Origin of the sequence: Parasphingomonas zepuensis, assembly GCF_036663735.1 — a bacterium.
Taxonomy (GTDB): Bacteria; Pseudomonadota; Alphaproteobacteria; order Sphingomonadales; family Sphingomonadaceae; genus Sphingomonas.
In genome coordinates this window covers 333,901-358,211 of record NZ_JAXOJO010000003.1, presented here as the reverse complement: position 1 = coordinate 358,211, position 24,311 = coordinate 333,901, and the positions used below count along the sequence as shown (strand labels likewise).

At 65.7% G+C, this 24,311-nt stretch carries 28 protein-coding genes; 8 read left to right on the top strand and 20 right to left on the bottom strand.

All coding sequences use genetic code 11. The features are described 5' to 3' along the window. Nucleotides 1-3 precede the first annotated feature (3 nt). The 6 genes from ccoG to U1769_RS12965 form a co-directional block, all read right to left on the bottom strand. Complete coding sequence (gene ccoG, locus U1769_RS12990; RefSeq protein ID WP_332716547.1) at nucleotides 4-1,512, bottom strand: cytochrome c oxidase accessory protein CcoG; 1,509 nt, start codon at nucleotides 1,510-1,512, stop codon at nucleotides 4-6. Further along, entirely contained in the window at nucleotides 1,499-2,455 is a 957-nt protein-coding gene (gene ccoP / locus U1769_RS12985; RefSeq protein ID WP_332716544.1) for a cytochrome-c oxidase, cbb3-type subunit III, read from the bottom strand. Before ccoP ends, ccoG begins: the two co-directional genes overlap by 14 nt. Next, nucleotides 2,448-2,615 carry a cbb3-type cytochrome c oxidase subunit 3 gene (locus U1769_RS12980; RefSeq protein ID WP_332716541.1) on the bottom strand — a complete coding sequence of 56 codons (168 nt, stop codon included), beginning with the start codon at nucleotides 2,613-2,615 and terminating at the stop codon, nucleotides 2,448-2,450. The genes ccoP and U1769_RS12980 overlap by 8 nt, the downstream gene beginning before the upstream one ends. Continuing rightward, nucleotides 2,612-3,346 carry a cytochrome-c oxidase, cbb3-type subunit II gene (ccoO, locus tag U1769_RS12975; protein WP_332716539.1) on the bottom strand — a complete coding sequence of 245 codons (735 nt, stop codon included), beginning with the start codon at nucleotides 3,344-3,346 and terminating at the stop codon, nucleotides 2,612-2,614. Before ccoO ends, U1769_RS12980 begins: the two co-directional genes overlap by 4 nt. A gap of 11 nt (nucleotides 3,347-3,357) precedes the next feature. Further along, nucleotides 3,358-5,022 carry a cytochrome-c oxidase, cbb3-type subunit I gene (ccoN, locus tag U1769_RS12970; RefSeq protein ID WP_332716537.1) on the bottom strand — a complete coding sequence of 555 codons (1,665 nt, stop codon included), beginning with the start codon at nucleotides 5,020-5,022 and terminating at the stop codon, nucleotides 3,358-3,360. A gap of 139 nt (nucleotides 5,023-5,161) precedes the next feature. After that, on the bottom strand, nucleotides 5,162-6,703 hold the full coding sequence (locus tag U1769_RS12965) for a cation:proton antiporter (protein WP_332716535.1): 1,542 nt from the start codon (nucleotides 6,701-6,703) through the stop codon (nucleotides 5,162-5,164). A gap of 115 nt (nucleotides 6,704-6,818) precedes the next feature. Here U1769_RS12965 and U1769_RS12960 point away from each other — a divergent pair, with 115 nt between their 5' ends. Further along, nucleotides 6,819-6,986, top strand: a complete 168-nt coding sequence (locus U1769_RS12960) for a hypothetical protein (protein ID WP_332716533.1) — start codon at nucleotides 6,819-6,821, stop codon at nucleotides 6,984-6,986. Here the strand turns inward: U1769_RS12960 and U1769_RS12955 are convergent. Beyond that, a complete protein-coding gene (locus U1769_RS12955; RefSeq protein WP_332716531.1) occupies nucleotides 6,976-8,304 on the bottom strand; it encodes an MFS transporter in 1,329 nt (442 codons plus the stop codon). The genes U1769_RS12960 and U1769_RS12955 overlap by 11 nt on opposite strands. Nucleotides 8,305-8,427: 123 nt before the next feature. Between U1769_RS12955 and pgsA the strand changes: the two genes are divergently transcribed. The 3 genes from pgsA to U1769_RS12940 are packed head-to-tail and all read left to right on the top strand — an operon-like array spanning nucleotide 8,428 to nucleotide 9,691. Beyond that, nucleotides 8,428-8,979, top strand: coding sequence for a CDP-diacylglycerol--glycerol-3-phosphate 3-phosphatidyltransferase (pgsA, locus tag U1769_RS12950; protein WP_332717578.1), 552 nt, complete (start codon nucleotides 8,428-8,430; stop codon nucleotides 8,977-8,979). A gap of 8 nt (nucleotides 8,980-8,987) precedes the next feature. Continuing rightward, nucleotides 8,988-9,245, top strand: coding sequence for a molybdopterin converting factor subunit 1 (gene moaD / locus U1769_RS12945; RefSeq protein WP_332716529.1), 258 nt, complete (start codon nucleotides 8,988-8,990; stop codon nucleotides 9,243-9,245). Beyond that, nucleotides 9,242-9,691 (top strand): molybdenum cofactor biosynthesis protein MoaE, encoded by a 450-nt coding sequence (locus U1769_RS12940; RefSeq protein WP_332716527.1) that lies wholly within the window; start codon nucleotides 9,242-9,244, stop codon nucleotides 9,689-9,691. The genes moaD and U1769_RS12940 overlap by 4 nt, the downstream gene beginning before the upstream one ends. Here the strand turns inward: U1769_RS12940 and U1769_RS12935 are convergent. Further along, a complete protein-coding gene (locus U1769_RS12935) occupies nucleotides 9,684-10,301 on the bottom strand; it encodes a fasciclin domain-containing protein (protein ID WP_332716525.1) in 618 nt (205 codons plus the stop codon). The two genes, U1769_RS12940 and U1769_RS12935, sit on opposite strands and share 8 nt — an antisense overlap. 87 nt (nucleotides 10,302-10,388) lie before the next feature. Then, nucleotides 10,389-11,288: a hydrogen peroxide-inducible genes activator gene (locus tag U1769_RS12930; protein WP_332716523.1), complete on the bottom strand. Its 900-nt coding sequence runs from the start codon at nucleotides 11,286-11,288 to the stop codon at nucleotides 10,389-10,391. 144 nt (nucleotides 11,289-11,432) lie between these two features. On the opposite strand from U1769_RS12930, the gene U1769_RS12925 reads away from it, so the two are divergent. Beyond that, nucleotides 11,433-11,975 (top strand): peroxiredoxin, encoded by a 543-nt coding sequence (locus U1769_RS12925; protein ID WP_332716521.1) that lies wholly within the window; start codon nucleotides 11,433-11,435, stop codon nucleotides 11,973-11,975. Between the two features lie 65 nt (nucleotides 11,976-12,040). Continuing rightward, entirely contained in the window at nucleotides 12,041-12,562 is a 522-nt protein-coding gene (ahpD, locus tag U1769_RS12920) for an alkylhydroperoxidase, AhpD family (RefSeq protein WP_332716519.1), read from the top strand. Between the two features lie 39 nt (nucleotides 12,563-12,601). On the opposite strand, the gene U1769_RS12915 is transcribed toward ahpD, so the two are convergent. After that, nucleotides 12,602-13,372 (bottom strand): sulfite exporter TauE/SafE family protein, encoded by a 771-nt coding sequence (locus tag U1769_RS12915; RefSeq protein WP_332716517.1) that lies wholly within the window; start codon nucleotides 13,370-13,372, stop codon nucleotides 12,602-12,604. 157 nt (nucleotides 13,373-13,529) lie between these two features. Between U1769_RS12915 and epsC the strand changes: the two genes are divergently transcribed. Both epsC and U1769_RS12905 read left to right on the top strand, forming a co-directional pair. Then, nucleotides 13,530-14,222, top strand: coding sequence for a serine O-acetyltransferase EpsC (gene epsC, locus U1769_RS12910; RefSeq protein WP_332716515.1), 693 nt, complete (start codon nucleotides 13,530-13,532; stop codon nucleotides 14,220-14,222). A 21-nt stretch (nucleotides 14,223-14,243) separates the two neighbouring features. Next, a complete protein-coding gene (locus tag U1769_RS12905) occupies nucleotides 14,244-14,588 on the top strand; it encodes a DUF2794 domain-containing protein (protein ID WP_332716513.1) in 345 nt (114 codons plus the stop codon). A gap of 53 nt (nucleotides 14,589-14,641) precedes the next feature. On the opposite strand, the gene U1769_RS12900 is transcribed toward U1769_RS12905, so the two are convergent. The 10 genes from U1769_RS12900 to U1769_RS12855 all read right to left on the bottom strand — a co-directional run bounded on the left by U1769_RS12900 (nucleotide 14,642) and on the right by U1769_RS12855 (nucleotide 24,305). Continuing rightward, nucleotides 14,642-15,673, bottom strand: a complete 1,032-nt coding sequence (locus tag U1769_RS12900; RefSeq protein WP_332716511.1) for a DUF2339 domain-containing protein — start codon at nucleotides 15,671-15,673, stop codon at nucleotides 14,642-14,644. A 67-nt stretch (nucleotides 15,674-15,740) separates the two neighbouring features. Beyond that, nucleotides 15,741-16,640 carry an SDR family NAD(P)-dependent oxidoreductase gene (locus U1769_RS12895; protein WP_332716508.1) on the bottom strand — a complete coding sequence of 300 codons (900 nt, stop codon included), beginning with the start codon at nucleotides 16,638-16,640 and terminating at the stop codon, nucleotides 15,741-15,743. A 100-nt stretch (nucleotides 16,641-16,740) separates the two neighbouring features. Beyond that, nucleotides 16,741-17,034: a hypothetical protein gene (locus U1769_RS12890; RefSeq protein ID WP_332716506.1), complete on the bottom strand. Its 294-nt coding sequence runs from the start codon at nucleotides 17,032-17,034 to the stop codon at nucleotides 16,741-16,743. An 85-nt stretch (nucleotides 17,035-17,119) separates the two neighbouring features. Continuing rightward, nucleotides 17,120-17,812 (bottom strand): phosphate regulon transcriptional regulator PhoB, encoded by a 693-nt coding sequence (gene phoB / locus U1769_RS12885; protein WP_332716504.1) that lies wholly within the window; start codon nucleotides 17,810-17,812, stop codon nucleotides 17,120-17,122. A 13-nt stretch (nucleotides 17,813-17,825) separates the two neighbouring features. After that, on the bottom strand, nucleotides 17,826-18,512 hold the full coding sequence (gene phoU / locus U1769_RS12880; protein WP_332716501.1) for a phosphate signaling complex protein PhoU: 687 nt from the start codon (nucleotides 18,510-18,512) through the stop codon (nucleotides 17,826-17,828). A 17-nt stretch (nucleotides 18,513-18,529) separates the two neighbouring features. Further along, nucleotides 18,530-19,294 (bottom strand): phosphate ABC transporter ATP-binding protein PstB, encoded by a 765-nt coding sequence (pstB, locus tag U1769_RS12875; RefSeq protein ID WP_332716499.1) that lies wholly within the window; start codon nucleotides 19,292-19,294, stop codon nucleotides 18,530-18,532. Further along, nucleotides 19,294-20,574 carry a phosphate ABC transporter permease PstA gene (pstA, locus tag U1769_RS12870; protein ID WP_332716497.1) on the bottom strand — a complete coding sequence of 427 codons (1,281 nt, stop codon included), beginning with the start codon at nucleotides 20,572-20,574 and terminating at the stop codon, nucleotides 19,294-19,296. The genes pstB and pstA overlap by 1 nt, the downstream gene beginning before the upstream one ends. Further along, nucleotides 20,571-21,947 carry a phosphate ABC transporter permease subunit PstC gene (gene pstC / locus U1769_RS12865; protein ID WP_332716494.1) on the bottom strand — a complete coding sequence of 459 codons (1,377 nt, stop codon included), beginning with the start codon at nucleotides 21,945-21,947 and terminating at the stop codon, nucleotides 20,571-20,573. Before pstC ends, pstA begins: the two co-directional genes overlap by 4 nt. A 7-nt stretch (nucleotides 21,948-21,954) precedes the next feature. Continuing rightward, a complete protein-coding gene (locus U1769_RS12860) occupies nucleotides 21,955-23,016 on the bottom strand; it encodes a substrate-binding domain-containing protein (RefSeq protein ID WP_332716492.1) in 1,062 nt (353 codons plus the stop codon). Between the two features lie 71 nt (nucleotides 23,017-23,087). Further along, the gene (locus U1769_RS12855; protein WP_332716490.1) at nucleotides 23,088-24,305 is read right to left on the bottom strand and encodes an ATP-binding protein; all 1,218 of its coding nucleotides are present in this window, start codon (nucleotides 24,303-24,305) and stop codon (nucleotides 23,088-23,090) included. Nucleotides 24,306-24,311 lie beyond the last annotated feature (6 nt).

Genomic DNA, 24,311 nt, shown 5'->3' with positions numbered 1-24,311 from the left:
CCATCACTCCGGCCTTTCGAAATAGCTGTCGTCAGTCGCGCCGCCGCCCTCCGCGTCGAGCGCGCGGACGGTGAAGCGCATGTCGACCCGGCTTTCCCCGGCGCCGGGCGCAGCGACGAACAGCTGGACGCGCGCGACCTGATCGGCGGGGACGGTGAGGCGGACGGTCCGGCCGGCCGCGGCGCGGCTGCCGGCTTCGCTCCAGATCACGCCGGGCACGCCGGCGATGCCGATCTCGACCGGGCGCGGGCGCGCCTCCATGTTGCGGATCTTGACGGTATAGCCGTTGCGGGTGCTGCCGTCGGACAGCCGCACCCATTGCGGGTTGCGCATCTGCTGGACGCTGATGTCGATCCGCGTGCGGCTGCCCAGCGCGAACAGCATGCCGAGCCCGATGGCGACCCAGACCGCGAAATAGACGATCGTGCGCGGCCGGAGCAGGCGCTTGATCGGCGACAGCGGCTCCCCGCCGGCGGTAGCGATCCGCCCGTCCAGATCAGTCGTGTAACCGATCAGGCGCGGCGGCCGGCTGACCTTCGCCATCATGCCGTCGCAGGCATCAATGCACAGGCCGCAGGTGATGCAGCCGATCTGCGGCCCTTCGCGGATGTCGATCCCGGTCGGGCACACGGCGACGCAGGCGTTGCAATCGATGCAGTCGCCGATCCGCGGCGCGAGCGCTGGATCGGCGGCGAGCGCGACGAGTGACGGCATGCCACCACGGTCCCCATCGAGCGCCGCCGCTTCGCGCTTCAGGCCGTGCGTGCGCGGCTCGCCGCGCCACGCCTTGTAGGTGACGGTCAGCGATTTCTCGTCGAGCATGGCGCCCTGGATGCGCGGCCAAGGGCACATGTAGATGCACACCTGTTCGCGCATCAGCCCCCCGAAGATATAGGTGGTGAGCGTCAGGATGCCGATCGTGGCGTAGGCGACATAAGGCGCCGTGCCGCGCAGCAGATCGCTCATCAGCGCTGGCGCATCGGCGAAATAAAAGATCCAGGCGCCTCCGGTCAGTGCGCCGATCACGAGCCAGATCGCATGCTTCGAAAGGAGCTTCAGGATCTTGGCCGGGCCCCAGGGAGCTTTCTGCAACCGGATCTGGGCGTTGCGATCGCCATCGATCGCGCGCTCGACATGCACGAACAGATCAGTCCACACGGTCTGCGGGCAGGCATAGCCGCACCAGGCGCGGCCCACCGCGGAAGTGACGAGGAACAGCCCGATCCCGGCCATGATCAGCAGGCCGGCAACATAATAGAATTCGTGCGGCCAGATCTCGATCGCGAACATGTAGAAACGGCGATGCGCGAGATCGACCAGCACGGCCTGATCGGGGGCGTAGGGGCCCCGATCCCAGCGCAGCCACGGCGTGACGTAATAGATCGCCAGCGTGGCCGCCATGATCGCCCATTTCAGCCGGCGAAAGCTGCCGTCGACTGCCTTGGGAAAGACTTTCCGGCGCGCTTCGAAGAAGTGCTGATCGGGGCGTAAAATCGTTTCAGGGTGCGACATTCTGCTTTACCGGAATGGGCACCCCCGTCGCGGTTGCGGCGGGTGGCCCAACCGGCTTCTCGGGTAAAAAAGCCTCGCCGCCACCTAGTGAGTGTACGTAAGCGGCGAGCATTTTTATCGTCACCGGATCGAGCCGCGATCCCCAGGCCGGCATGATGCCGTAGCGGGCGTTGTTGACCGTCTCGGTCAGGGCGGCGCGGTCCCCGCCGTACAGCCAGATGCCGTCGGTCAGGTTCGGCGCGCCGAATTCGCGATTGCCCTTGCCCGCGTCGCCGTGACAGGCAGCGCAATTGGCCGCGAACAGCGCCGCCCCGCGCTTTGCCGAGACGCTTGCCGGCTCCTGCTTCGAGAGCAGGCGGACATAGGATACGACGTCTTGCACCTGGACCGGATTGAGGATGCCGTCGCGGCCGAAGGCGGGCATCATCGACAGGCGGGTCTGGTCGTCGCCCGGCTGGCGGATGCCGTGAGTCAGGGTCTGCTGGATCGCCTTGATGTCGCCGCCCCACAGCCAGTCATCGTCGTTGAGATTGGGATAGCCCTTGAAGCCCGCCGCGCCGGAGCCGTGACACTGGACGCAATTGACCTTGAACGCGGCGCGCCCGCCTTCCTCTGCGGCCTGGAGCAGCTTCGAATTCGTCGGCAGGCGCTCGATCGGAATCTGCGCGAGCGCGAGCATCACCGGCGCCTTGCGGTCCCGGTCAGCGGCGATCTCCTGTTCGAGCTGGCCGTGGCTCGACCAGCCAAGGGTGCCGGGCGTCGCGCTGTGCAGCAGCGGGATGGCCGGATAGAGCACGACGTAGACGATCGAGAAGACGATCGTCGCGTACAGGGTGTAGAGCCACCAGCGCGGCATCGGTGTATCGAGTTCCTCGATGCCGTCCCACTCATGGCCGACCGTAGCGGTGCCGGTCGCTTCGTCGATGTGCTTGCCGTCAGCCATCGATGTCGTCCTCTTGCTCGAAGATGCTCAGGGCCGCGCGTTTGTGGCCATCGGCTACGCCGCGCAGGAAGGTCCAGCCGACCAGGATGACGAAGATGACTCCCATCATCACCAGGCCCCAGCTGTCGGCGAAGTGCCGTAGCGTGTCGTAGGTGCTCATTTCCGCTGCTCCCGCGGCTGGGCCGATTTGAAGTCGATCTGCGTGCCCAGACCCTGGAGATAGGCGACCAGCGCATCCATCTCGGTCAGGCGGCCGGGATTGCCGTCGAAATCGCGGGACTCGGCCTTGGGGTAGCGTTTCGCCAGGCCGGCGGCGTCACCATCGGCCGAGGCCTGGGTCGCGATATCCTCGGCCGCCTTGGCGATGTCCTCGTCGCTATACGGTACGCCTACCCGGCGCAGCGCGGTCAGGTGATCGGCGATGTGGCTGGTATCGAGATCGCGATCCGCCATGAAGGCATAGGGCGGCATGATCGATTCCGGCACCACGGCGCGCGGATCCTTCAGATGCTGGACGTGCCATTCGTCCGAATAGCGCCCGCCGACGCGCGCCAGATCGGGGCCGGTGCGCTCCGATCCCCATTGGAAGGGGTGATCGAACATGCTCTCCGCGGCCAGGCTATAATGGCCATAGCGCTCGGTCTCGTCGCGGAACGGGCGGATCATCTGGCTGTGGCAGCCATAGCAGCCCTCGCGGATATAGATGTCGCGTCCGGCGAGTTCGAGCGGCGTGGCGGGACGCACGCCCTCGATCTTGGTGACAGTCGAGTCGATCCAGAACAGCGGGGCGATCTCGACGATGCCGCCGATCGCGACGGTGATGAAGGCAAGGACCGCAAGCAACGTGACGTTGCGCTCGATCACCTTGTGGCGGGAAAGGGCGTTGGCCATGTGCGGGCGTCCTAGGCGTGAGCTGGCTGGGGTGCGGGCACGACCGGCACGTCGCGTGCCGGATCGAAGGCGGGGCTCGACATCGGAGCTTCGTCGCGGAGCTTGCCCGCGATCGTCATCCAGATGTTCCAGACCATGATGACGGCGCCGGCGAGGTACAGGATGCCGCCCGCTGCCCGGATCACATAATAGGGATGCATAGCCTGGACGACTTCGGCGAAGGCGTAGACGAGATACCCGTCGGCCCCATATTCGCGCCACATCAGGCCCTGGGTGATGCCCGCCACCCACATCGCCGAGGCGTAGAGCACGATGCCGAGCGTCGCGCACCAGAAGTGCCAGTTGACCATGCGCAGCGAATAGAGGCGGGTCCGGCCCCACAGCCGCGGCGTCATGTAATAGAGCGCGCCGAAGGTGATCATGCCGTTCCAGCCGAGCGCGCCCGAATGGACATGGCCGATCGTCCAGTTGGTATAATGGCTGAGCGAGTTGACCGACTTCACCGACATCATCGGGCCCTCGAAGGTCGACATCCCGTAAAAGGCGAGGGCGAAGACCATCATGCGGATGATCGGATCAGTGCGGATCTTGTCCCATGCGCCGTTGAGCGTCATCAGCCCGTTGATCATGCCGCCCCAGCTCGGCATCCACAGCATGATCGAGAAGACCATGCCCAGCGTCTGCGCCCAGTCCGGCAGCGCGGTGTAGTGGAGATGGTGCGGGCCGGCCCAGATGTAGAGGAAGATCAGCGACCAGAAATGGATGATCGACAGCCGATAGCTGTAGATCGGGCGCTCGGCCTGTTTCGGCACGAAATAATACATCATGCCGAGGAAGCCGGCGGTCAGGAAGAAGCCGACCGCGTTATGGCCATACCACCACTGCGTCAGCGCATCCTGCACGCCGGCAAAGGCGGAATAGGATTTCGATCCGACCAGGCTGACCGGCATCGACAGGTTGTTGACCAGATGCAGCAGCGCGACGGTGATGATGAAGCCGAGGTAGAACCAGTTGGCGACATAGATATGCGGTTCCGACCGGCGCACGATCGTGCCGACGAACACGGCCAGATAGGACACCCAGACGATCGTCAGCCAGATATCAACATACCATTCGGGCTCGGCATATTCGCGGCCCTCGGTGACGCCCAGCAGATAGCCGGTGGCGGCCAGCACGATGAACAGCTGGTATCCCCAGAACACGAAGCGGGCGAGCGCCGGAAAGGCGAGCCGCGCGCGGCAGGTGCGCTGGACGACGTAGAAGCTGGTGCAGATCAGAGCGTTGCCGCCAAAGGCGAAGATCACGGCTGAGGTATGCAGCGGCCGGAGACGGCCGAAGGTGGTGAATTCGGAATGGAGGTTCAGCAGCGGGAAAGCGAGTTGCGACGCGATCACCAGGCCGACGAGAAAGCCGACCACGCCCCAAAAGACGGTGGCGATCACGCCCCAGCGAATCACCTCGTCGTCATAGCGGTCGCGCGGGGCCGGCGGCGCCAGTCCCGCCGCTAGCGCCGGATTGCCCGCGCCGCGCATCGCGACGACGGCGGCGATCAGCGCGGCGAACGCGACGATGACCATATGCACGGCAAAACCATGATCGATCGCGGTCGCCGCCGCGACGATCGCGACGATGCCCACGAATAACCACGCTCCCGCGCGCATCAAGATGTCGTCCATTCGCCCCTCCGCATCAAATCAGGCAGCTTGCCCTTGGCGGGCGCCGCGGATGCGGCCCTTGATCGCCGTCAAATGCCGTAGGGCAGGGGGGAAATTGGGGCTTTACGTATAGGTACGTGGTTCTTCCGGGGCGTGGTGGCTAGCCCTCTTCGATCGTGCGGAGGCCCTCCGGGCTCACCGCCAGTTCGCGCCAGTCGAGCTCCTCCTGCAGTATCTCGAAACTATGCTCGCCGATCGTCGCCTCGTCACGCAGCGTGTCGAGGCGGTCACGCTGCGCAGTAATGGCCATGCGCTTGAGTGCCTGGCGCTGCTCGAAGACGGTGCAGGCCTTGGCATCGACCAGCGCATCCCGGTCGAGCTCGAACTGCCGGCGGGTCTCCGTGGCGACCGGGCCGTCGGCATCGGCGATCGCCGCAAGCGCGACCTCGGCCAGCGTGGTGCGCGCGTCGGCCAGTTCGCGTTCGGCGGCTCCGCCGTCGTGCAGCCGGAGCAAGCGGATCAGCGGCGTCAGGGTCAGTCCCTGCGCGACCAGCGTCGCCAATACCACGCCGAACGCGGCGAGCAGGATCAGGTCGCGCTGCGGGAAATCCGCCGGGAGCGCGAGGGCCGTCGCCATCGTCACCAGCCCGCGCATGCCGCACCAGCCGATCACGATGCCCTGGGCCAGGCTGGCCGGCTTGAGATCCCCGCGGAACAGCCTGAAATGCAGCGCCAGGCGGTTATAGGCGAGCACCCAGGCCATGCGGGTGACGACGACCGCCGCAATCACCAGCCCGGCAAAGCTCAGCGCCTCGTTCAGGCGCCCGGGTTCCATATCACCGAGGATCTGGTTCACCTGCATACCCATCAGAAGGAAGGCGAGCACGTTCAGCAGGAAAACCACGCTACCCCACACCGCAAAAGACTGGATGCGGCTGCGCGCACCGGCCCGTGCTTCCGGCGCGTTGGCGAGGTACATTGCCATTGCGACGACGCACAGCACCGCCGACAGGCCGAGCCGGTCGGCGACGATCCACACCGTGAAGGTGCTGGCGAATTCGAGCAGATTGCCGCCGAGCGAGCCGCGCGTGTATCGAGTGAGGTAGCGGTTGAGCCAGGCGCAGGCGAGGCCCAGCGCAATCCCGCCCGGCGCGGCCAGGCTGAGCCGCAACGCGACCGGGCCGTCGATACCGCCATGGCTCTGGATGGCGAGCGCTGCGCTGAACAGCAGCAGCGCAGTCGCGTCGTTGAGCAGGCTCTCGCCGGTCAGCACCTCGACGGTGCGGCGCGGCAGCTTCGCCGATCGCAGCACGGTCGTCGCAGCGGCGGCGTCGGGCGGCGCCACGATCGCGCCCAGCGTGATCGCCGCGGCGATTGGCAGCCCGGCGAACGCCCAGCCGATCCAGGCGACCACGCCCGTCGTCAGCACCACCGCGACGACCGCGAGCGCGAGCAACGGCCGCCAGAGCCGGCGAATCGCGGCAAGGGGAAAATCGAAGGCCGCGTCGACCAGCACCGGGGCGATGAACAGCGCCATGGCGGTGTGCCCGTCCAGCCGAATCACCGGGCTGCCCGGCACCAGCGCGACGACCACGCCCGCCGCGGCCAGCATCGTGGGATAGGGAATCCATGTCCGCCGCGAAACCTGCAGCAGCAGGATTGCCATCAGCACCAGCGCGATCATGCTCTCGAAGAAGGTCACGCGCCGATCCTAACCCGGTCTCGGGCCGGCCGTCCAACCTCCTGTCCCGCTATCGGACTCGATTAATTGCAAATCGCGCTGGCCCGAATCGTAAACGAAGCGTTAACTGTTTCGCATGGCCCAGCACATCGCCCTCCCGGCACCCACCGCCCGCCACCCGTTCCGCCAGCGCTTCAAGTTCATCCAGGCGCTGTCGCGACAGCGCAGCGACGATCAGGACATCCGCCTGTTCGTGCTGAGCTTCACGGCCTTCTTCATCTGCATCTACACCTTCATCTTCTGAGGGTTCGAGCGTCCGTCGCGGTCGCCGGCTCGTCGCAGGCGAGGTGAAGTTTCTGGGCGAGCCAGGCCGAAACCAGGCACATCGCCGCCACCAGGAACAGCATGTTCTCCGGGGTCACGCCCAGGAAGGACACGGCCTGGACCATCAGCGCCCCGACCACCATCGCTCCTGAATTGACCACATTGTTGGCGGCCACGGTGCGGGCGGTCTGATCCTTGGTCACCGTCGTGGTGAGGAAGGTGTAGAGCGGCACGACGAACATGCCGCCGGTGATGGCGATCGCCATCAGCACCAGCACCAGCGGGATCGCGCGGGGCAGCTGAAAGAAGGAAATCATGTTGTAGAGCGTGCCGGCCGGAGCCTCCGGCCAGGCGCGCACCAGCAGCGAAAAGACCATGATGAGCACGCCCATCGCGATCACCGAGGCGGGCCCGAACCTCGCCGAGACCCGGCCCTTAAGCATCGTGTTGATCACCACCGATCCGATCGCGATCCCGATCGAAAACAGCGCGACGACCATGCTGGATACGCGCGCGTCGGCAGTGAGCACATTCTTCACCAGCGGCGGGAAGGTGATGATCAGCACGGCGCCGATCGTCCAGAAAAAGCTGATCGCGCAGATCGCGAGGAACAGGCGCGGGATATGCATCGTCGCGCTGATCAGGCGCCACGAGGCAGTGAAGGGATTGTAGTTGATCTTCAGCACCGCGCCGGCGCGTGGAGCCGGCGGCACCATCCGGCCGGTGATCCAGCCGACGATCGCGACGCACAGGCCGGTGATCGCGGCACCTTCGATCGAGACCCAGCCCGCGACGACCGTGCCGAGCAGGATCGCGAGATAGGTCGCTGCCTCGACCAGTCCGGTTCCGCCGAGCACTTCGTCCGCCTTCAGATGCTGGGGAAGGATCGCGTATTTGATCGGCCCGAAAAAGGTCGAATGGACGCCCAAGCACAGCACGGCACCGAGCATCAGCCCAAGCCCCAGGTTCACATAGCCGGCGCGCGCCACCATCAGCCCTATGCCGCCGAACAGCATGATCAGGATCTCCGCCGTCTTCACGATGCGGATGATCTTCGCCTTGTCGGTGGTATCGGCGAGCTGCCCCGACAAAGCCGAGAGCAGGAAGAAGGGCAGGATGGCGATCGCCGTCGCCAGCGCGTTGAAATTCTGTTCGACCCGGGGATCGTTGAAGACCTGGTAGGTCGCGAACAGCACCATCGAGGTCTTGAACAGGTTGTCGTTGAACGCACCGAGGAACTGAGTGACGAAAAGCGGCAGGAAACGGCGCTCTTTCAGTAACCCGAGCGCGTTGAGCATGGTTGGAAAAGGCCTTTGATGCAACGAACGGCGGCACGCATAGCCGACCGCGCGCCGCACCAGCAACCGAATATCGGTGTGTGGGGTTTCGCCGGGGCAGTGGCGGGGCTAGAGCGGACCATCATGCTGACGCTCCCGAACCTGCTCACCCTTTCGCGGATTCTCGCGGTTCCGCTGCTTGTCGGGTTCCTGTGGTGGCCGGCCTGGTCGGCGGGATATGCGATCGCCTTCGCGCTCTACTGCCTGATGGGCATCACCGACTATTTCGACGGCTATCTCGCGCGGTCCAAGGGCACGGTGTCGAAGCTCGGCATCTTCCTCGATCCGATCGCCGACAAGATCATGGTCGCGTCGGTCGTGCTGATGCTGGTGGCGACGCGCGACATCGCCGGCTGGTCTCTGATCGCCGGGATCATCATCCTGCTGCGGGAGATCGCCGTGTCTGGCCTGCGCGAGTTCCTGGCGCAGCTCCAGGTCTCCATGCCCGTATCCAGCCTGGCCAAGTGGAAGACGACGCTGCAACTCGTTTCGCTCGGCGGGCTGATCCTGGCTGGCGCGGTGCCCGGCTGGCCGTGGATCCAGACGGTGAGCATCGCGGCACTGTGGGGGGCGGCGGTGCTGACCCTCATCACCGGCTGGGATTATCTGCGGGCCGGCCTGAAGTATATGGATTGAGCGCCGCCATGGCGATCGAGCTGCTCTATTTCTCCTGGGTGCGCGAGGCGATCGGAACTGGCGCCGAGACGGTCGATCCCCCAACGGGACTCGCCCGGGTAAGCGACCTGATCGACTGGCTGGCGACGCGGAGCGAAGGTCATGCCAGCGCCTTTGCCGACCGGACCCGTCTGCGCGCCGCGGTCGACCAGGTATTCGTGGGCCTCGATGCTCCCCTCGGGCATCCGCGCGAAGTCGCGATCTTTCCGCCGGTGACGGGCGGATGATCCGTGTCGTGGTCCAGCCCGAACCGATCGACCAGACCGCCGAGTTCGCGGCGATCATGGCGGCTGGAGTTGGCGGCATCGCGACTTTCGCCGGCGTGGTGCGCGCCGATGATGGAGTCACGACGCTGGAGCTCGAACATTATCCCGGCGCGACCGAGGCGGCGTTGCATCGCCTGGCCGAGCAAGCGAGCGGGCGATGGGGATTAGCGGCGTTGAATATAGTCCACCGAGTAGGCGTGATGCGGCCGGGCGAACTGGTGGTATTCGTCGGGACCGCGGCGGCGCACCGCGGCGCTGCACTCGAGGCGTGCGCCTTCCTGATCGACCGGCTCAAGACCGAGGCGCCGTTCTGGAAGCGCGAGACGCGGGGCGACGCGGCGCGCTGGGTAGAGCCGCGCGACGGCGATTCGCACGCCGCCGCACGGTGGGACGCGGATCCTAGCTGAGCTTCGGGATCAGCACGCCGTTGACGACATGCACGACGCCGTTCGACTGCCGCACATCGGGAACCTCGACATAGCTCTTGTTGCCGTTGACGTCGGTCAGCTGAATCGCACCGTTGAGGTCGGTCACCGATAACGCCTCGCCCTCGACCGTGGTCAGCGTCGTCGTGCCGCCGCCGGCGGTCATCTTCTGCTTGAGCTGCTCGAGCGTGATCGCGCCCGGCACGACGTGATAGGTCAGCACCTTGGCCAGCGTCGCCTTGTTTTCCGGCTTCATCAGCGTGTCGACGGTGCCGGCGGCGAGCCGTCCGAAGGCATCGTTGGTCGGCGCGAACACGGTGAACGGGCCAAGGCCGGACAAGGTCGCGACCAGATCGGCCGCCTTCAGCGCGGTTACCAGCGTGGTCAGGTTCGGCGCGGCCGCGGCATTTTCGGGGATTGGCTTGGCCGCGTCCATCGCGACGCCGCCGACCTGCGGATTGGGCGCGGCTGCAGCAGCAGGGGCAGGGGCAGGGGCAGCGGGGGCGGCCTGAGGGGTACGAGCTTCAGCGGCAGCCGCGGTAAGCAACAGGCCAGACAAGGCGACAATCGGCAGCTTGGTCGAGAATCTCATTCAGTATCTCCAGCTATATCGTCCTGCGCGAAGGGGGCGCACAAGACAGGATACGGTCCGGCGGCCGAATAGTTTCATGGCCGCAGGCTACTGCGCCTGGGCGAGTACCTCGGCGAGCAGGTGGAAATCCTTCTCGCGCGGGCTCGCCCGGCGCCAGACCAGCGCGATACGGCGTGCAGGATTCGCGGCATCCAGCGGCCGCGCGGTCAATCCGGTATGGTCGAGGATGCCCGCCTTCAGCGCCATTTCGGGCAGCATGGTCAGGCCAAGGCCGTTATCGACCATCTGCACCAGCGTGTGGAGCGAAGTGCCGAGCATCGTAGCCTCGGCGCGGAGTTCGGGCCGGTTGCATGCGGCCAGCGCGTGATCCTTCAGGCAATGGCCGTCCTCGAGAAGCAACAGCCGCGTCTCGTCGATATCGTCGGCGCGCATCGCGCTGGTCGCTGCGCCGATCTCGCCCGGTAATCCGGCGACGAACAATCGATCCTCGAACAGGAACTGCGATGCCACTTCGCCACAGGCATAGGGCAACGCGAGCAGCACGCAATCGGTGCGGCCGTGCTGCAGTCCTTCGCAGGCCGCGCCGCTCGGCTCTTCGCGCAGGAACAGCTTCAGGTCGGGATAGTCGCGTCGCAGGCGCGGCAGGATGCGCGGCAGCATGAAGGGCGCGATCGTCGGAATCACGCTCAGCCGCATCTCGCCCGACAGGGGGCGCCCGGCGGCGCGGGCAAGATCGCCCAGTTCCTCTGCCTCGCGCAGCACCCGGCGGGCCTTTTCGGCAATGCGATCGCCCAGCGGGGTGAAGCGGACGACCCGGCGGGTGCGTTCGACCAGCGTCACCCCGATCAGCGTCTCGAGCTCGCGAATGCCGGCGGAGAGCGTCGATTGCGTGACGAAGGATGCATCGGCGGCGCGTCCGAAATGGCCATGGTCCTGCAACGCCACCAGATATTGGAGCTGCTTCAGGGTGGGAAGATAGGTAGCCATAATCGCCTCGCTCGATCAACAAGCTGTAAATAAGCTGTTTGATCGATCAAAAGCCAGCGCTATATGCAGCGCAGCACAGACGGCGAATCAATCGTCGCGTTGTTGAGGATGCTGAAGGCCGACCCATTCCTTGAGGAGGCCATTATGCTTACTGTCGGTGACAAGCTCCCCGAATTCACCGTTCCCGTCCAGCAGGGCATTGCCGCGCTTCCCGCCGGTGAGACGCTCAGCCACGACGCGTTCCCGGGCCGCTGGAAGGTCCTGTTCTACTGGCCGAAGGACTTCACCTTCGTCTGCCCGACCGAGATCGTAGGCTATGCCGCGCTGAAGGACGATTTCGCCGATCGTGACGCCGTTCTGATCGGCGCGTCGACCGACACCGCGCACGTCCATCTCGCCTGGCGCAAGTCCGATCCCGATCTGGCGGCTGCCGATTTCCCATGGCTCGCCGACAATGGCGCAGTGCTGGCGTCGCAGCTCGGCATCCTCGATGCCAATGAGCATGTCGCGTATCGCGCGACCTTCATCATCGATCCGGACAATGTCATCCAGGCAGTGCAGGTGAACGGCCTGAACGTCGGCCGCAACCCCGCCGAGACGCTCCGCGTGCTCGACGCGCTGCAGACCGACGAGCTCTGCCCGTGCAACTGGAACAAGGGCGACGACGTCCTGCAGGTTGCCGCGTAATCGACGAACCTTGAAGGGGCGCGGGGCCAGCGGCTCCGCGCCCCTTCGTTTGATTGGAGTACATCATGTCGCTCAAGGAATTCGCAGGCACGCTGCCTGACTTCGCCAAGGATATCCGGCTGAACGTCGGCTCGCTGCTCAACGAGGCGCATCTGCCCGATCAGCAGAAATATGGCCTGCTGCTGACTTGCGCGCATGGCTCGGGCTACAAGCCGCTGGTCGATGCGACCGAGGCCGAAGTGGCCGACAAGCTCTCGCCCGAGGCGGCCAATGCGGCGCGCGCGGCGGCAGCCGTGATGGCGATGAACAACGTCTATTATCGCTTCGTCCACCTCGCCGGGAACGAGGAATATGGCACGATGCCGGCCAAGCTGCGCATGAACGTTATCGGCGCGCCGGGGATCGACAAGATCGATTTCGAGCTGTTCAGCCTTGCGGTCTCCGCGATGAACGGCTGCGGCATGTGCATCGATGCGCATGAGAATGTGCTGAAGAAGGCCGGCGCGACCGCCGAGGCGATCCAGACCGCCGTGCGCATCGGCGCGGTGATGAAGGCAGTCGCAACCGTTCACTCGGCAGTGAACTGACGTCCCATTCCCCTCCCGCTTGCGGGAGGGAGAACAGCGTTATTTCGAAAGCGCTGACCAGATCGTGTAGGCGCTGGTTATGGTCAGCAATACGCCCACCATCGCCATGAGAAGCCTTGCCGGCACGCGCTTTGCGAGCAACCCTCCGAACGGCGCCGCGATCAGTCCGCCGATCAGCAGGCCGACGGTCTGCAGCGTGAACGCAGCGAAACCCATGGTGGCGATGAAGGTGGCCGAGATCGTCGCGGTCAGGAAGAATTCCGACGTGTTGACGGTGCCGATCGTGCTGCGCGGACTAGCACCCTGCACCAGCAGGTTGGAGGTAACGACCGGGCCCCAGCCGCCGCCGCCGGCCGCATCGAGGAAGCCGCCCGCGAAGCCCAGCGGCTCGATGATCTTGGGCTCGCGCGGCTCCACCTTGCCGCGCCAGGCGCGGAACAGCAGGTACACGCCGATCGAGGCGAGATAGGCCATGACGAACGGCTTCGCGACCGCGGCATCGATGTTGCTGAGCACATAGGCGCCGAGCACGCCCCCCAGCACGCCGGGAATGACGAGCCGCCTGAACAGCTTCCAGTTGACGTTCTTGTGGTAAATATGGCTGGCGCCCGACGCCGCGGTGGTGAACGTCTCGACCGCATGGACGCTGGCCGAGGCGACCGCCGGGGACAGGCCGAGAAAGCTCACCAGCAGCGTGTTGTTGATGACGCCGAACGCCATGCCGAGCGCTCCATCGATCATTTGCGCGGCGAAGCCGACCGCGATGAAAGGCAGCACGGTCTCCACGGTCGCGAGCGTAATATCGAACATCTGGTTAAAGTCTCCGCGGCCGATTTGTGCCGAATTCGCGCGTCCGGCGAAATCCTACAAGGAAGATAGGGTTTATGCCGATGAAGTTAGCGGGAGGGCAGTCCTTTAATTTGTCCGATCGAGCGACTAGATATCGCCCCAGAAAAGGGGACGCGAGATGATGGAGCGGTTGATCGCTTATCTCGATTCGATCAAGGCGCGCGATCCCGCGCCACGGTCACGGCTGGAGATTCTCACCTATCCGGGGGTGTGGGCGCTTGCCTGGCACCGTGTCGCGCACCGCCTGTTCAACGCGCGGCTCTATTTTCTCGCCCGGCTGGTGAATCATTTCTCCCGCGCCTGGACTGCGATCGACATCCATCCCGGCGCGAAGATCGGCCGCAATTTCTTCATCGACCACGGCTTCGTCGTGATCGGCGAGACGGCGGAGATCGCCGACAACGTCACCATCTATCAGTGCGTCACGCTGGGCGGGACCAGCCCCGACAATGGCGTCGCGGGCAAGCGCCACCCGACCATCCTGGAAGGCGCGATCATCGGATCGGGCGCTCAGGTGCTCGGACCGATCACCGTCGGCCGGGGATCCCGGATCGGCGCCAATGCGGTGGTGACCCGCGACGTGCCCGAGGGCGCGGTGATGGTCGGCATTCCCGCCCGCGCGACGATGGTCGAAGGCGGTCAGAAGCCGCAGGAATTCCTCGCTTACGGCACGCCGTGCAGCGAGATGTTCGATCCGCAGACCCAGAAGGTGGAACTGCTGCGCTGCGAACTGGAGACGATGCGTAAGCGGCTCGATGCCCTGCTCGTCGAGGCTGAGCCGAAACGCAAAGGCGTCCGCGATCGTGCCTGACGGCGCTCGGGTGGGGGCCTGATGGGAACGGTTACTCCGTTTCCGCTGCCGCCGGGGCGTGCCAGCCAGGTCGGCTTCGAACGCCTCGAACTCAACCGCATTCTCGATCTGTACGGGCGGATGGTTTCGGCCGGCCATTGGCGCGATTACGCGATTGAGCTGGGCCGCGAGGCGGCGGTGTTCGCCGCCTTCCGCCGCGCCGCCGAGCGACCCGAGTTCAGGATCGAGAAGCACCCGGCGCTCCGCAACCGCCAGGGCATGTGGGCCCTGGTCAACGAAGTGGGCGTAGTGCTGAAGCGCGGGCACGAACTGGCCCCGGTGCTGGCCCCGATCGAGCGCCGCCTGATGAAGCTGGTGGATCAATGAAGCAAACCCCCGGCAGCCTGGCTGCCGGGGGCCGGATTTGCCGTCTCGCGTTTTCAGGCGTGCGCCATCGTGCCCACCGGGGGGAGCCGCTCGCTCAGGTCGCCCAGCGTGCCGACCACGAGCCGGCGCATCGGGTGCCAGAAGGCGGATAGCGTCAGCAGCGCCGAACCGATCACTAGGCCGGTAAAGGCCCAGGCCAGTTCGACCGCGCCCGCCGTGTGGAACACCGAGTACATCGCGTAGAGCACATAAGCGAGGCTCGACACGAGCAGCGCCCTACGGTCGACCGCCAGCGCCACGAAGGCGAAGACGAGATAGAGCACGAGCACGATCGCCGCGACGCCGAGCGTGATATATTCGTTGAACACGCCGAGCATGTGGAACACCGGGTGTGCGATAAGCGGCGCCGCGGCGAGGTGCAGCCAGAAAGCGACGTCCGACCGGCGGGTGCGGCGTTCCCGGTCCGACATGTCCCACCACATGGCCAACGCGAACACCGCGACGCCACTGATGAGCAGGATCGGATAGATCGCGTCCTTGGCCGCCGGGATCACCGCAAGCGTCACCGCCACCGCGACGGCCACCAGTGCCGCAGCGCCCGCCGCGACGGTGATCGGCACCATGAAGCGCTTCCAATGCACCCACGCCGCACCTGCCGCGACCAGGCCGATGCCTGCCGCGAGCACGGCATCGGTACGATCGGAGAAATCGGGGTTCAGCTCGACCAGCACGCCGACCAGCGTCGCGGTGACGCCGGCGACGAAGGCGATGAGCAGCAGGATGCTGGGCAGGGCCATGCGGCGCTGCCGCGTGAAATATTCAGCGAGGCCCCATGCCGCGATCGCGACCAGCGCGCCGGCGAGCGGCGTGGTGATCGACCCGCCGATCCAGGCGAGCGCAGCCAGGACCAGCCCGACCGCGATCGATACGAAGATGTCGTTGAAGCCGCTGAGGAGCCGAAAATGCTCCTCATCCACCGCCGGGGCCGAATGGCTCCTGGCGACATGGTTGCGCAGGGCCGCGGCGGTTTCGCGGGAGAGAACCCCCGCCGCCACCGCGTCATCAAGATCGCTTTCGCTGTACATGGCTTTCCTCCTGTCTGCGCCGGGGAATACCACAAGTGTATTGCCATAACAATACACCGATACAGTGTCAGCCGCCTTGCAGCTTCTTGAAGATCGACATTGCCTGTTCGGAGCCGGATTGGGGGGTCATCTCGTCGGTGCGATCGACGATCTCGGCCCAGTGCGCCGCGACGCCCTCGGGGCTCAGCGCGTCGCCGGTCAGCAGCTTGCCCTGGGTCAGCGTGACATAGGCCGCCTGGAACACGCCAGCGCCGGCGCCCACGATCATGTTGGTCGGCGCGTCCTCGGACACGAGGTACAGCGCGGCGGGCACGACCTTTTCGGGAGCGAAGGCCTTGAATGCCTCTTCGGGGAAAAGATCCTCGGTCATGCGCGTGCCCGCGGTCGGGGCGATCGTGTTGACCTTGATGTTGTTCTTCGCGCCCTCGAGATAGAGCGTCTTGGTCAGGCCGGCGAGGCCGAGCTTGGCAGCGCCGTAATTGGCCTGGCCGAAATTACCGTAGAGGCCGGTCGATGAGGCAGTCATCAGGATGCGGCCGTAATTCTGTTCGCGCATCGTCTCCCACGCCGCCTTGGTGGCGTTGGCCGAACCGATCAGGTGAACCTTGATGACGAACTCGAAATCCGCCGGCTCCATCTTGGCGAAGCTCTTGTCGCGCAGCACACCGGCATTGTTGATGAGGACGTGGACGCCGCCCCATTTCTCCTTCGTCTTCGCGACGAGCTCGACCATATGATCATATTCGGTGACGCTGCCGCCATCGGACATCGCTTCGCCGCCGGCCGCCTTGATCTCCTCGACCACCTGGAGCGCTGCATCGGAATGGCCGGTGCCGTCGCGCGCGCCGCCCAGATCATTGACGACGACCTTCGCCCCGCGCTTCGCCAGCTCGAGCGCATAGGCGCGGCCCAGGCCGCCGCCGGCCCCGGTGACGATCGCAACGCGGTCCTTGAAACTGATGGTCATGCGGGCGCTCCCAAAGATGATGGAGCGTTCCTATTCTATCGCGCGGCCAAGGCAAGGGCGGCGGATAACGGGCGGGCGCTCGAAACGCCCGCCCGTCAGATCAGCGTCCGCCGCGCTGCATGCACTTGTCGAACTGGCCCCGCTTGCAGATCGGATATTTCGCGAGCGGCGGGGGCGGGGGGAAAGCCTGGTCCGGCGGAGGCGCCTGGACGAAGGTCGGCGTCACGCCCGGTGTCAGCGGGCCGGAAAGCGCCGGCTGGCTCGGCTGATAGCCGCCTACCGGATCGGGCGTGGTGGCATCAGTCGTCGTGGTTGTCGTCGTCTGGGGCGCCGGCGTTTCCTGTGCCATCGCCGGCATAGCGACCGCGAGAGCGGCCAAGAGCATGAGCTTCATCAAGTCTCTCCTGCATTACGCGCAGGCTCGCGCCGCGCCCGCCCCCAACGCACGGGCGGGCGCATGGCTCCTTCATCGTCCGGTGCTACGCGCCCGAATCGAGCGCGTAGCCGGCGGAGCGCACGGTGCGGATGATATCGGGCCGGTTGGTCCCGTTGATCGCCTTGCGCAGCCGCCGGATATGCACGTCCACGGTGCGCGATTCGATGTCCGAATCATGCCCCCACACCGCATCGAGCAAACGCTCGCGCGAGAAGACCCAGCCGGGATGCTCCAGGAAATGCTTGAGCAGGCGGAATTCGGTCGGGCCGAGCGGGACGACCTCGCCGGCGCGGCGCACCTTGTGGCCGACCGTGTCCATCTCGACATCGCCGTAGGTCAGCTGCTCGCCGGCCAGCGCCGGCCGCACGCGGCGCAGCACTGCGCCGACCCGCGCCACCAGTTCGCGCGGAGAGAAGGGCTTCGTGACGTAATCGTCGGCGCCCGTTTCGAGCCCGCGGACGCGATCCTCTTCCTCACCGCGTGCGGTGAGCATGATGATCGGCACGTTCGCGGTCTCCGGCATGCGGCGCAGCCGGCGGCAGACCTCGATGCCCGACAGGCCTTCGACCATCCAGTCGAGCAGCACGATATCGGGCGTCTGCTCCTTGGCGAGCAGCAACGCCTCCTCGCCGTCCGGCGTCTGCTTGATTTCGAAATCCTCGCGCTTGAAATGATAGATGAGGAGTTCGGCGAGCGCCGCATCATCCTCTACCAGCAGCATTTTTGCTCGGGCCATCGATCTTGCTCCTTCAGCTCGTTTCGAGCGCCGCGCGGTCGCGCTCGGCCATGTGCGTGCCGGTCGCCGCGTAATACACCATTTCGGCCACGTTCGTCGCGTGGTCGCCGACACGTTCCAGATTCTTGGCGATGAACAGCAGGTGCGCGACCTGGCCGATCGTCTTGGGATTCTCCATCATGTGCGTGACGAGAACCCGGAACAGGCTGTTGTAGAAATCGTCCACTGCCTTGTCGCGTTCGCACACCGAAACGGCGGCTTCCGCGTCGCGGGCGGCGAAGGCATCGAGCACGTCGTGGACAAGCGCGGCGGCAAGGGTCGCCATCGCGGGCAGCACCGACAGCGGCTCGATCTCGCTATGGCTGTCGATCGCGGGCACGCGCTTGGCGATATTCTTGGCGTAATCGCCGATCCGCTCGACCACGCCGGCGATCTTCAGCGCGGCGACGACTTCGCGCAGATCCACCGCCATGGGGGCACGCAGCGCGATGATGCGCACCGCGAGCTGCTCGACCTGCATCTCGAGCGCGTCGATCTTCTTGTCCTCGGCGACGATCCGCGCAGCTGCTTCCAGATCGTGGCGTTGCAACGCGGTGATCGCGGCACGGATCGCATGCTCGGCGAGGCCGCCCATCTCGGCGATCAGGCCGCGCAGCTCGCCGATATCGTCGTCGAATGCCTTTACCGTATGTTCGCTCACTGCATCTGTCCCGTGGCTCAGCCGTACCGGCCGGTGATATAGTCCCGCGTGCGCTCCTCGCGCGGGTTGGTGAAGATATCGGACGTCGCGCCATATTCGATCAGCGTGCCGAGATGGAAAAACGCCGTGCGCTGCGAGACGCGCGCCGCCTGCTGCATGTTGTGGGTGACGATCACGATCGCGTAGCGGCCCTTGAGCTCGTGGATCAGCTCCTCGATCTTCGCGGTGGCGATGGGATCGAGCGCCGAGCAGGGCTCGTCCATCAGGATCACCTCGGGGTCGACGGCGATCGCGCGCGCGATGCACAGCCGCTGCTGCTGGCCGCCCGACAGCGCGGTCCCGCTGTCCTGAAGCCGGTCCTTCACTTCCTCCCACAGGCCCGCGCGCTTCAGCGATTGCTCGACGATCCCGGCAAGCTGGCTCTTGCTCGACGCCAGGCCATGGATGCGCGGGCCATAGGCGACATTCTCGAAGATCGATTTGGGGAAGGGATTGGGCTTCTGGAAGACCATGCCGACCCGTGCGCGGAGCTGCACCACGTCCATCTCCGGGGCATAGATATTCTCCCCGTCGAGGCGGATGTCGCCCGTCACCTTTGCGCTGGCGACGGTGTCGTTCATCCGGTTCAGCGTGCGCAGGAAGGTCGATTTGCCACAGCCCGACGGGCCAATGAACGCCGTGACGAGATCCTGGTCGATGTCGATCGACACGTCGTTGATCGCCTGCTTCTTGCCGTAGAAGACGTTGACGTTGTTTGCCGTCATCTTGAGAATTTGGGTCATTACCAGCGGGTCTCGAATTTGTTGCGGAGGTAGATCGCGACGCCGTTCATCGCGAGCAGGAAGACGAGCAGGACGATGATCGCCGCGCTGGTCTTCTCGACGAAGCCACGGTTAACCTGATCGGACCAGAGGAAGATCTGCACGGGCAGCACGGTCGCCGGATCGGACAGGCGCTCTGGCGGCGAGGCGATGAAGGCGCGCATGCCGATCATCAGCAGCGGCGCCGTCTCGCCCAGCGCGCGCGCCATGCCGATGATCGTGCCGGTGAGGATGCCGGGCAGGGCGAGCGGCAGGACGTGATGGAACACGACCTGCACCGGGGACGCGCCAATCCCGAGCGCGGCGTCGCGGATCGACGGCGGCACGCCCTTGATCGCATTGCGCCCGGCGATCACGATCACCGGCATGGTCATCAGCGCGAGCGTGAGCCCCCCGACGATCGCCGCCGAGCGCGGCAGGTGGAAGGTGTTGAGGAACACCGCGAGCCCGAGCAGGCCGAAGATGATCGACGGCACCGCGGCGAGATTGTTGATCGACACCTCGATCAGGTCTGTCCAGCGGTTCCGCGGGGCATATTCCTCGAGATAGAGCGCGGCGAACACGCCGACCGGGAAGGCCAGGACGAGGGTGACGATCATGGTGAAGATCGATCCCTTCAGCGCGCCCCAGATGCCGACCATGGTCGGATCGGTCGAATCCGCGCCTTGCAGGAAGGAGAGATTGAAGCCGGTGGTCAGCACGCCGGCCGCCTTCAGGCGGGATACCTGTGCTTCCGCCGCGGGGGTGCCGTCGCCCTTCGCGGCGATGTCGATCGCATCGGAGGCAGGCACCGCGATCGTTGCGCGGGCGCGCAACAGCGTCGGATCGGCCTTCACCGCGCTGCGGACGCTGAGCCAGGCGCCGTCGGAGATCAGCGCGTCGCCATCCTTGCCGAACGCCGCGATCGCAGCGGCGTCGGTCGCGTTCTGGATGCCCGCGCCGGCAAGCGCGAGATCTGCGCCCGGACCGGACAGGCGGGCAGCGTCGAGTGTCAGCCCGGCCCGCGGGAAGTCGATCGGCAGCTTGATCTCGGTCCGGCTGAAACCGCCAATGCCGTTGGCCAGCATCGTTGCGAGCAGGAAGACGAGGAAACCGGCCGACATCAGCACCGCGCCCAGGCCGAGCAGCCGGAAACGACGCTCCGCGGCATAGCGACGACGAATGCGGCGCTGCATCGCGCTGGCGCGCCAGTCGGTCGGCGCGCGCTCGCCGGAAACGGGCAGGGTCAGGGCGCTACTCATTCATATGCCTCGCGATAACGCTTCACGACGGTGAGCGCGACGATGTTGAGCAGCAGGGTCACGACGAACAGCGTAAGCCCAAGGGCGAAAGCAGCGAGCGTCTTTGGGCTATCGAACTCTGCCTCACCGGTCAGCAGGTCGACGATCTGCTTGGTCACCGTGGTCGCGCTGGCGAAGGGGTTGAGCGTCAGCGTTGCGACGCCCGATGCGGCCATCACGACGATCATCGTCTCGCCGATCGCCCGGCTGACGGCGAGCAGCACGCCGCCGACCACGCCGGGCAAGGCGGCGGGCAAGAGTACGCGGCGGATCGTCTCGGACGAGGTCGCGCCCATCGCAAGGCTGCCGTCGCGCATCGATGACGGCACGGCCGCGATCGAATCGTCGGCCATGGAGGAGACGAAGGGAATGATCATCACGCCCATCACCAGACCGGCGGCGAGCGCACTCTCCGACGATGCCCAGGTCACACCGAGCGATACGGCCAGATCGCGCACCGCTGGCGCAACCGTCAGCGCGGCGAAATAGCCGTAGACGACGGTCGGCACGCCCGCGAGCACCTCAAGGATCGGCTTCATCCACGCGCGCACGCGCGGGGCGGCATATTGAGTCAGATAAATCGCGCTCATCAGCCCGAACGGGATCGCCACGATCATCGCGATCACCGCGCCGATGAAGAAAGTGCCCCAGAACAGCGGTACCGCGCCAAGCGATGCGCCCGGATCCTCGGCCGAGATGACCTGCGGGCTCCAGTGCGTGCCGAACAGGAAATCAGTGATCGGCACCATCTGGAAGAAGCGGGCCGATTCGAACACCAGCGAGGCGACGATGCCGAGCGTCGTCAGGATCGCGATCAGTGAGGCCGCGAGCAGCAGGACCATGACGACCCGCTCGATCTGGGTGCGCGCCCGGAACGAGGGGCGGACCCGCGTGAACGCCCAGGCGCCGCTGGCGAAGGCGAGCAGCAGGGCCGCGGCGCTGCCGATCCAGTCGTACCGGTTCTGCGCCGCGGCATAGGCGGGGGCGAGCGTCTGCGAGAGCGGGTTGAACGTGCCGAAGCTGCGGCCGGCGGCGAGGTTGCGTGCCTCCGACAGCACCGATGCGCGCTCGAACTTGTTGGCGGGCAGCTGCGCGGCGGCCGGCGCTTCAAGCACGGTGTCGGTGACCAGCGCGGGTGACACCGACGACCACACTGCGAGGAACAGGGCGGCGGGCAATATGGTCCACAATGCCACATAGGTGCCGTGATGAGACGGGAGCGAGCTGAAGCGCGCGCTGCTGTCGCGTCGGAAGGCGACGGCGCGCACGCGCGCCGTCAGCCAGCCGATCAGGCCGAGCCCGGCAATCAGGAAAAGAAGGGCAAGCATCGACATGGGCGGATCAGTGCAGTTTGCTCGGATCGAGCAACGTCTCGTTCCGGATGATGGAGGCTGATTGCTTGCGCACGTCGGGCGGGGAGGCGATCATCCCGCGCTTCACGAGAGGGCCGCTCGGGTCCCACTGCCTGGCATATTCGGCGAGGAACAGGCGAAGGCCGGGGATCGCGTTGAGATGCGCCTTCTTCACATAGAGGAACAGCGGGCGGGAGCCGGGATACCGGTTCTGCGCGATCGTCTCATAGGTCGGTTCGATGCCGTTCAGCGGCACGCCGGTCACCTCGTCGCGATTCTCCTCGAGATAGGAATAGCCGAAGATCCCGATCGCGGTCGGATTGGACTGCAGCTTCTGGACGATGAGATTGTCGTTTTCGCCCGCATCGATATAGGCGCCGTCCTCGCGGACGCGGCTGCAGATTTTGGCGTAACCGTCCTTGTCGCTGTCCTTCAGCGCCTTCATCTGCGGCATCGCCTCCTCGCAGCCCTTGTTGAGGATCAGCTCGGTCAGCGCGTCGCGCGTGCCGCTGGTCGAAGGCGGACCGTAGATCTGAATCGGCATGGCCGGCAGGGCGGGGTTCACGTCGCGCCAGGTGCGCGCATTGTTCTTCATGCCCATCGGGCTGGCGGCCATTGCCTTGAACAGGTCGACCGGGGTGAGTTGCAGCTTCGGCCCGTTCTTCGCCTCGGCAAAGGCGATGCCGTCCATGCCGACCTGGATTTCCAGGATATCGCCGGCGCCATTCGCCTTGCAGGCCGCATATTCGGACGCTTTCATCCGGCGTGACGCAGCTTCTATATCGGGATGCGCCGCGCCGATCCCCGCGCAGAACAGCTTCATGCCCGCACCGGTGCCGGTCGATTCGATCACCGGCGTCCGCGTGTCGGGGCTGTTGTTGAGGAACTGCTCCGCCACGAGCGTGGTGAAGGGATAGACTGTCGAGGAGCCGACCGCCTTGATCTGGTCGCGCGAGCCGGCACCACCGCCATTGGCCTGATCCACACATCCCGAAAGGGCAAGTGTGGCGCAGGCGAGCGCGATGGCAATCCTTGGCACGGGCCGTTTCACTGAGCGTTTCCTCGGGAGCATGTCCTGATTCGCGCTAGCAGCACGATCACCGCGCCTGTGTGACATTACGGTTACCGTTTGATGACACCGCTTCCGTGAGCGGGCAGCAGGACGGTCACCGTAGTGCCCTTGCCCAGCGTGCTGGCGATGTCGAGACGGCCGCGATGGCGCTCTACAATATGTTTTACGATGGCGAGGCCGAGGCCGGTTCCGCCCGCCGCGCGGCTGCGTCCGGCATCGACTCGATAGAATCGCTCGGTCAGGCGTGGAATATGTTCCGGTGCGATGCCGTCGCCTTCATCGGTGACGCCGAGTCTCACCATGCCAGTCTGGTCACGCGACAAGCGGACGGTCACCGGCGCGCCCGGCCGGCCATATTTGATCGCATTGCCGATCAGGTTGTGCAGCATTTGGCTCAGCTGAGCGCGGTCGCCGGCAATGGCGGGCATGTCCGCGCCGATATCCGCCACGATCTCGCCGCCGCGCGCGGCGAGCAATTCAGTGCGCACCTCGCCGATCAGGTCGCCGAGATCGACCGGGCTCTCGGGCAGGCGATATTTCTCGGCCTCGATCCGGCTGAGCGAGATCAGGTCTTCCACCAGCCGCTGCATCCGTTGCGATTCGTGGAACATGATCTTCAGGAACCGGCTGCGCACTGCCTTGTCGGCGCCGGCATTTTCTTCCTCGAGCGTCTCGATATAGCCGAGGATCGAAGCGAGCGGGGTGCGCAGTTCGTGGCTGGCATTGGCGACGAAATCGACGCGCATGCGCTCGGCCGCATAATTGCCGGTCTGATCGATCAGATGGACGATGCGCTGGCCGTCCGTCGTGCCGCCGACATGCATTTCCCAGCGCTGATCGAGCGTGCCGAGCCCGACCAGATCGATCGGCTCCACCGGCGCCCCGGCCAGGGGGCTTGCAAGCCTCTCCGCCGCGGCTGGGTGCCGGATGGCAAGCCGTACGTCTTCGCCCACGATATGTCCGCCGAGTAGCGCCAGGGCTGCCGCATTGGCATGAGTGACGCGGCCCTCGGTGACGATCAGCACCGGTTCGACGATCGCTTCGATCACCTCGGCGACCCGCGGTGTCCGTGGTGCGATATCGGTGCTGGGGGTGACGGTCGCGGCTGGTTCGTCACCGGCGCCGGCTGCGAGCAAAGCGGCGGCGATCCCGCCGACCAGGGTTACGAGCGCTGCCGGCAAATGGCCCGCGATCATCAGCACCGCGATCGCCGCGACGACGGCGATCAGGATCGCGGTAAGCGTGCGGTGGCCAAATCCGTTCAACATCGCGGC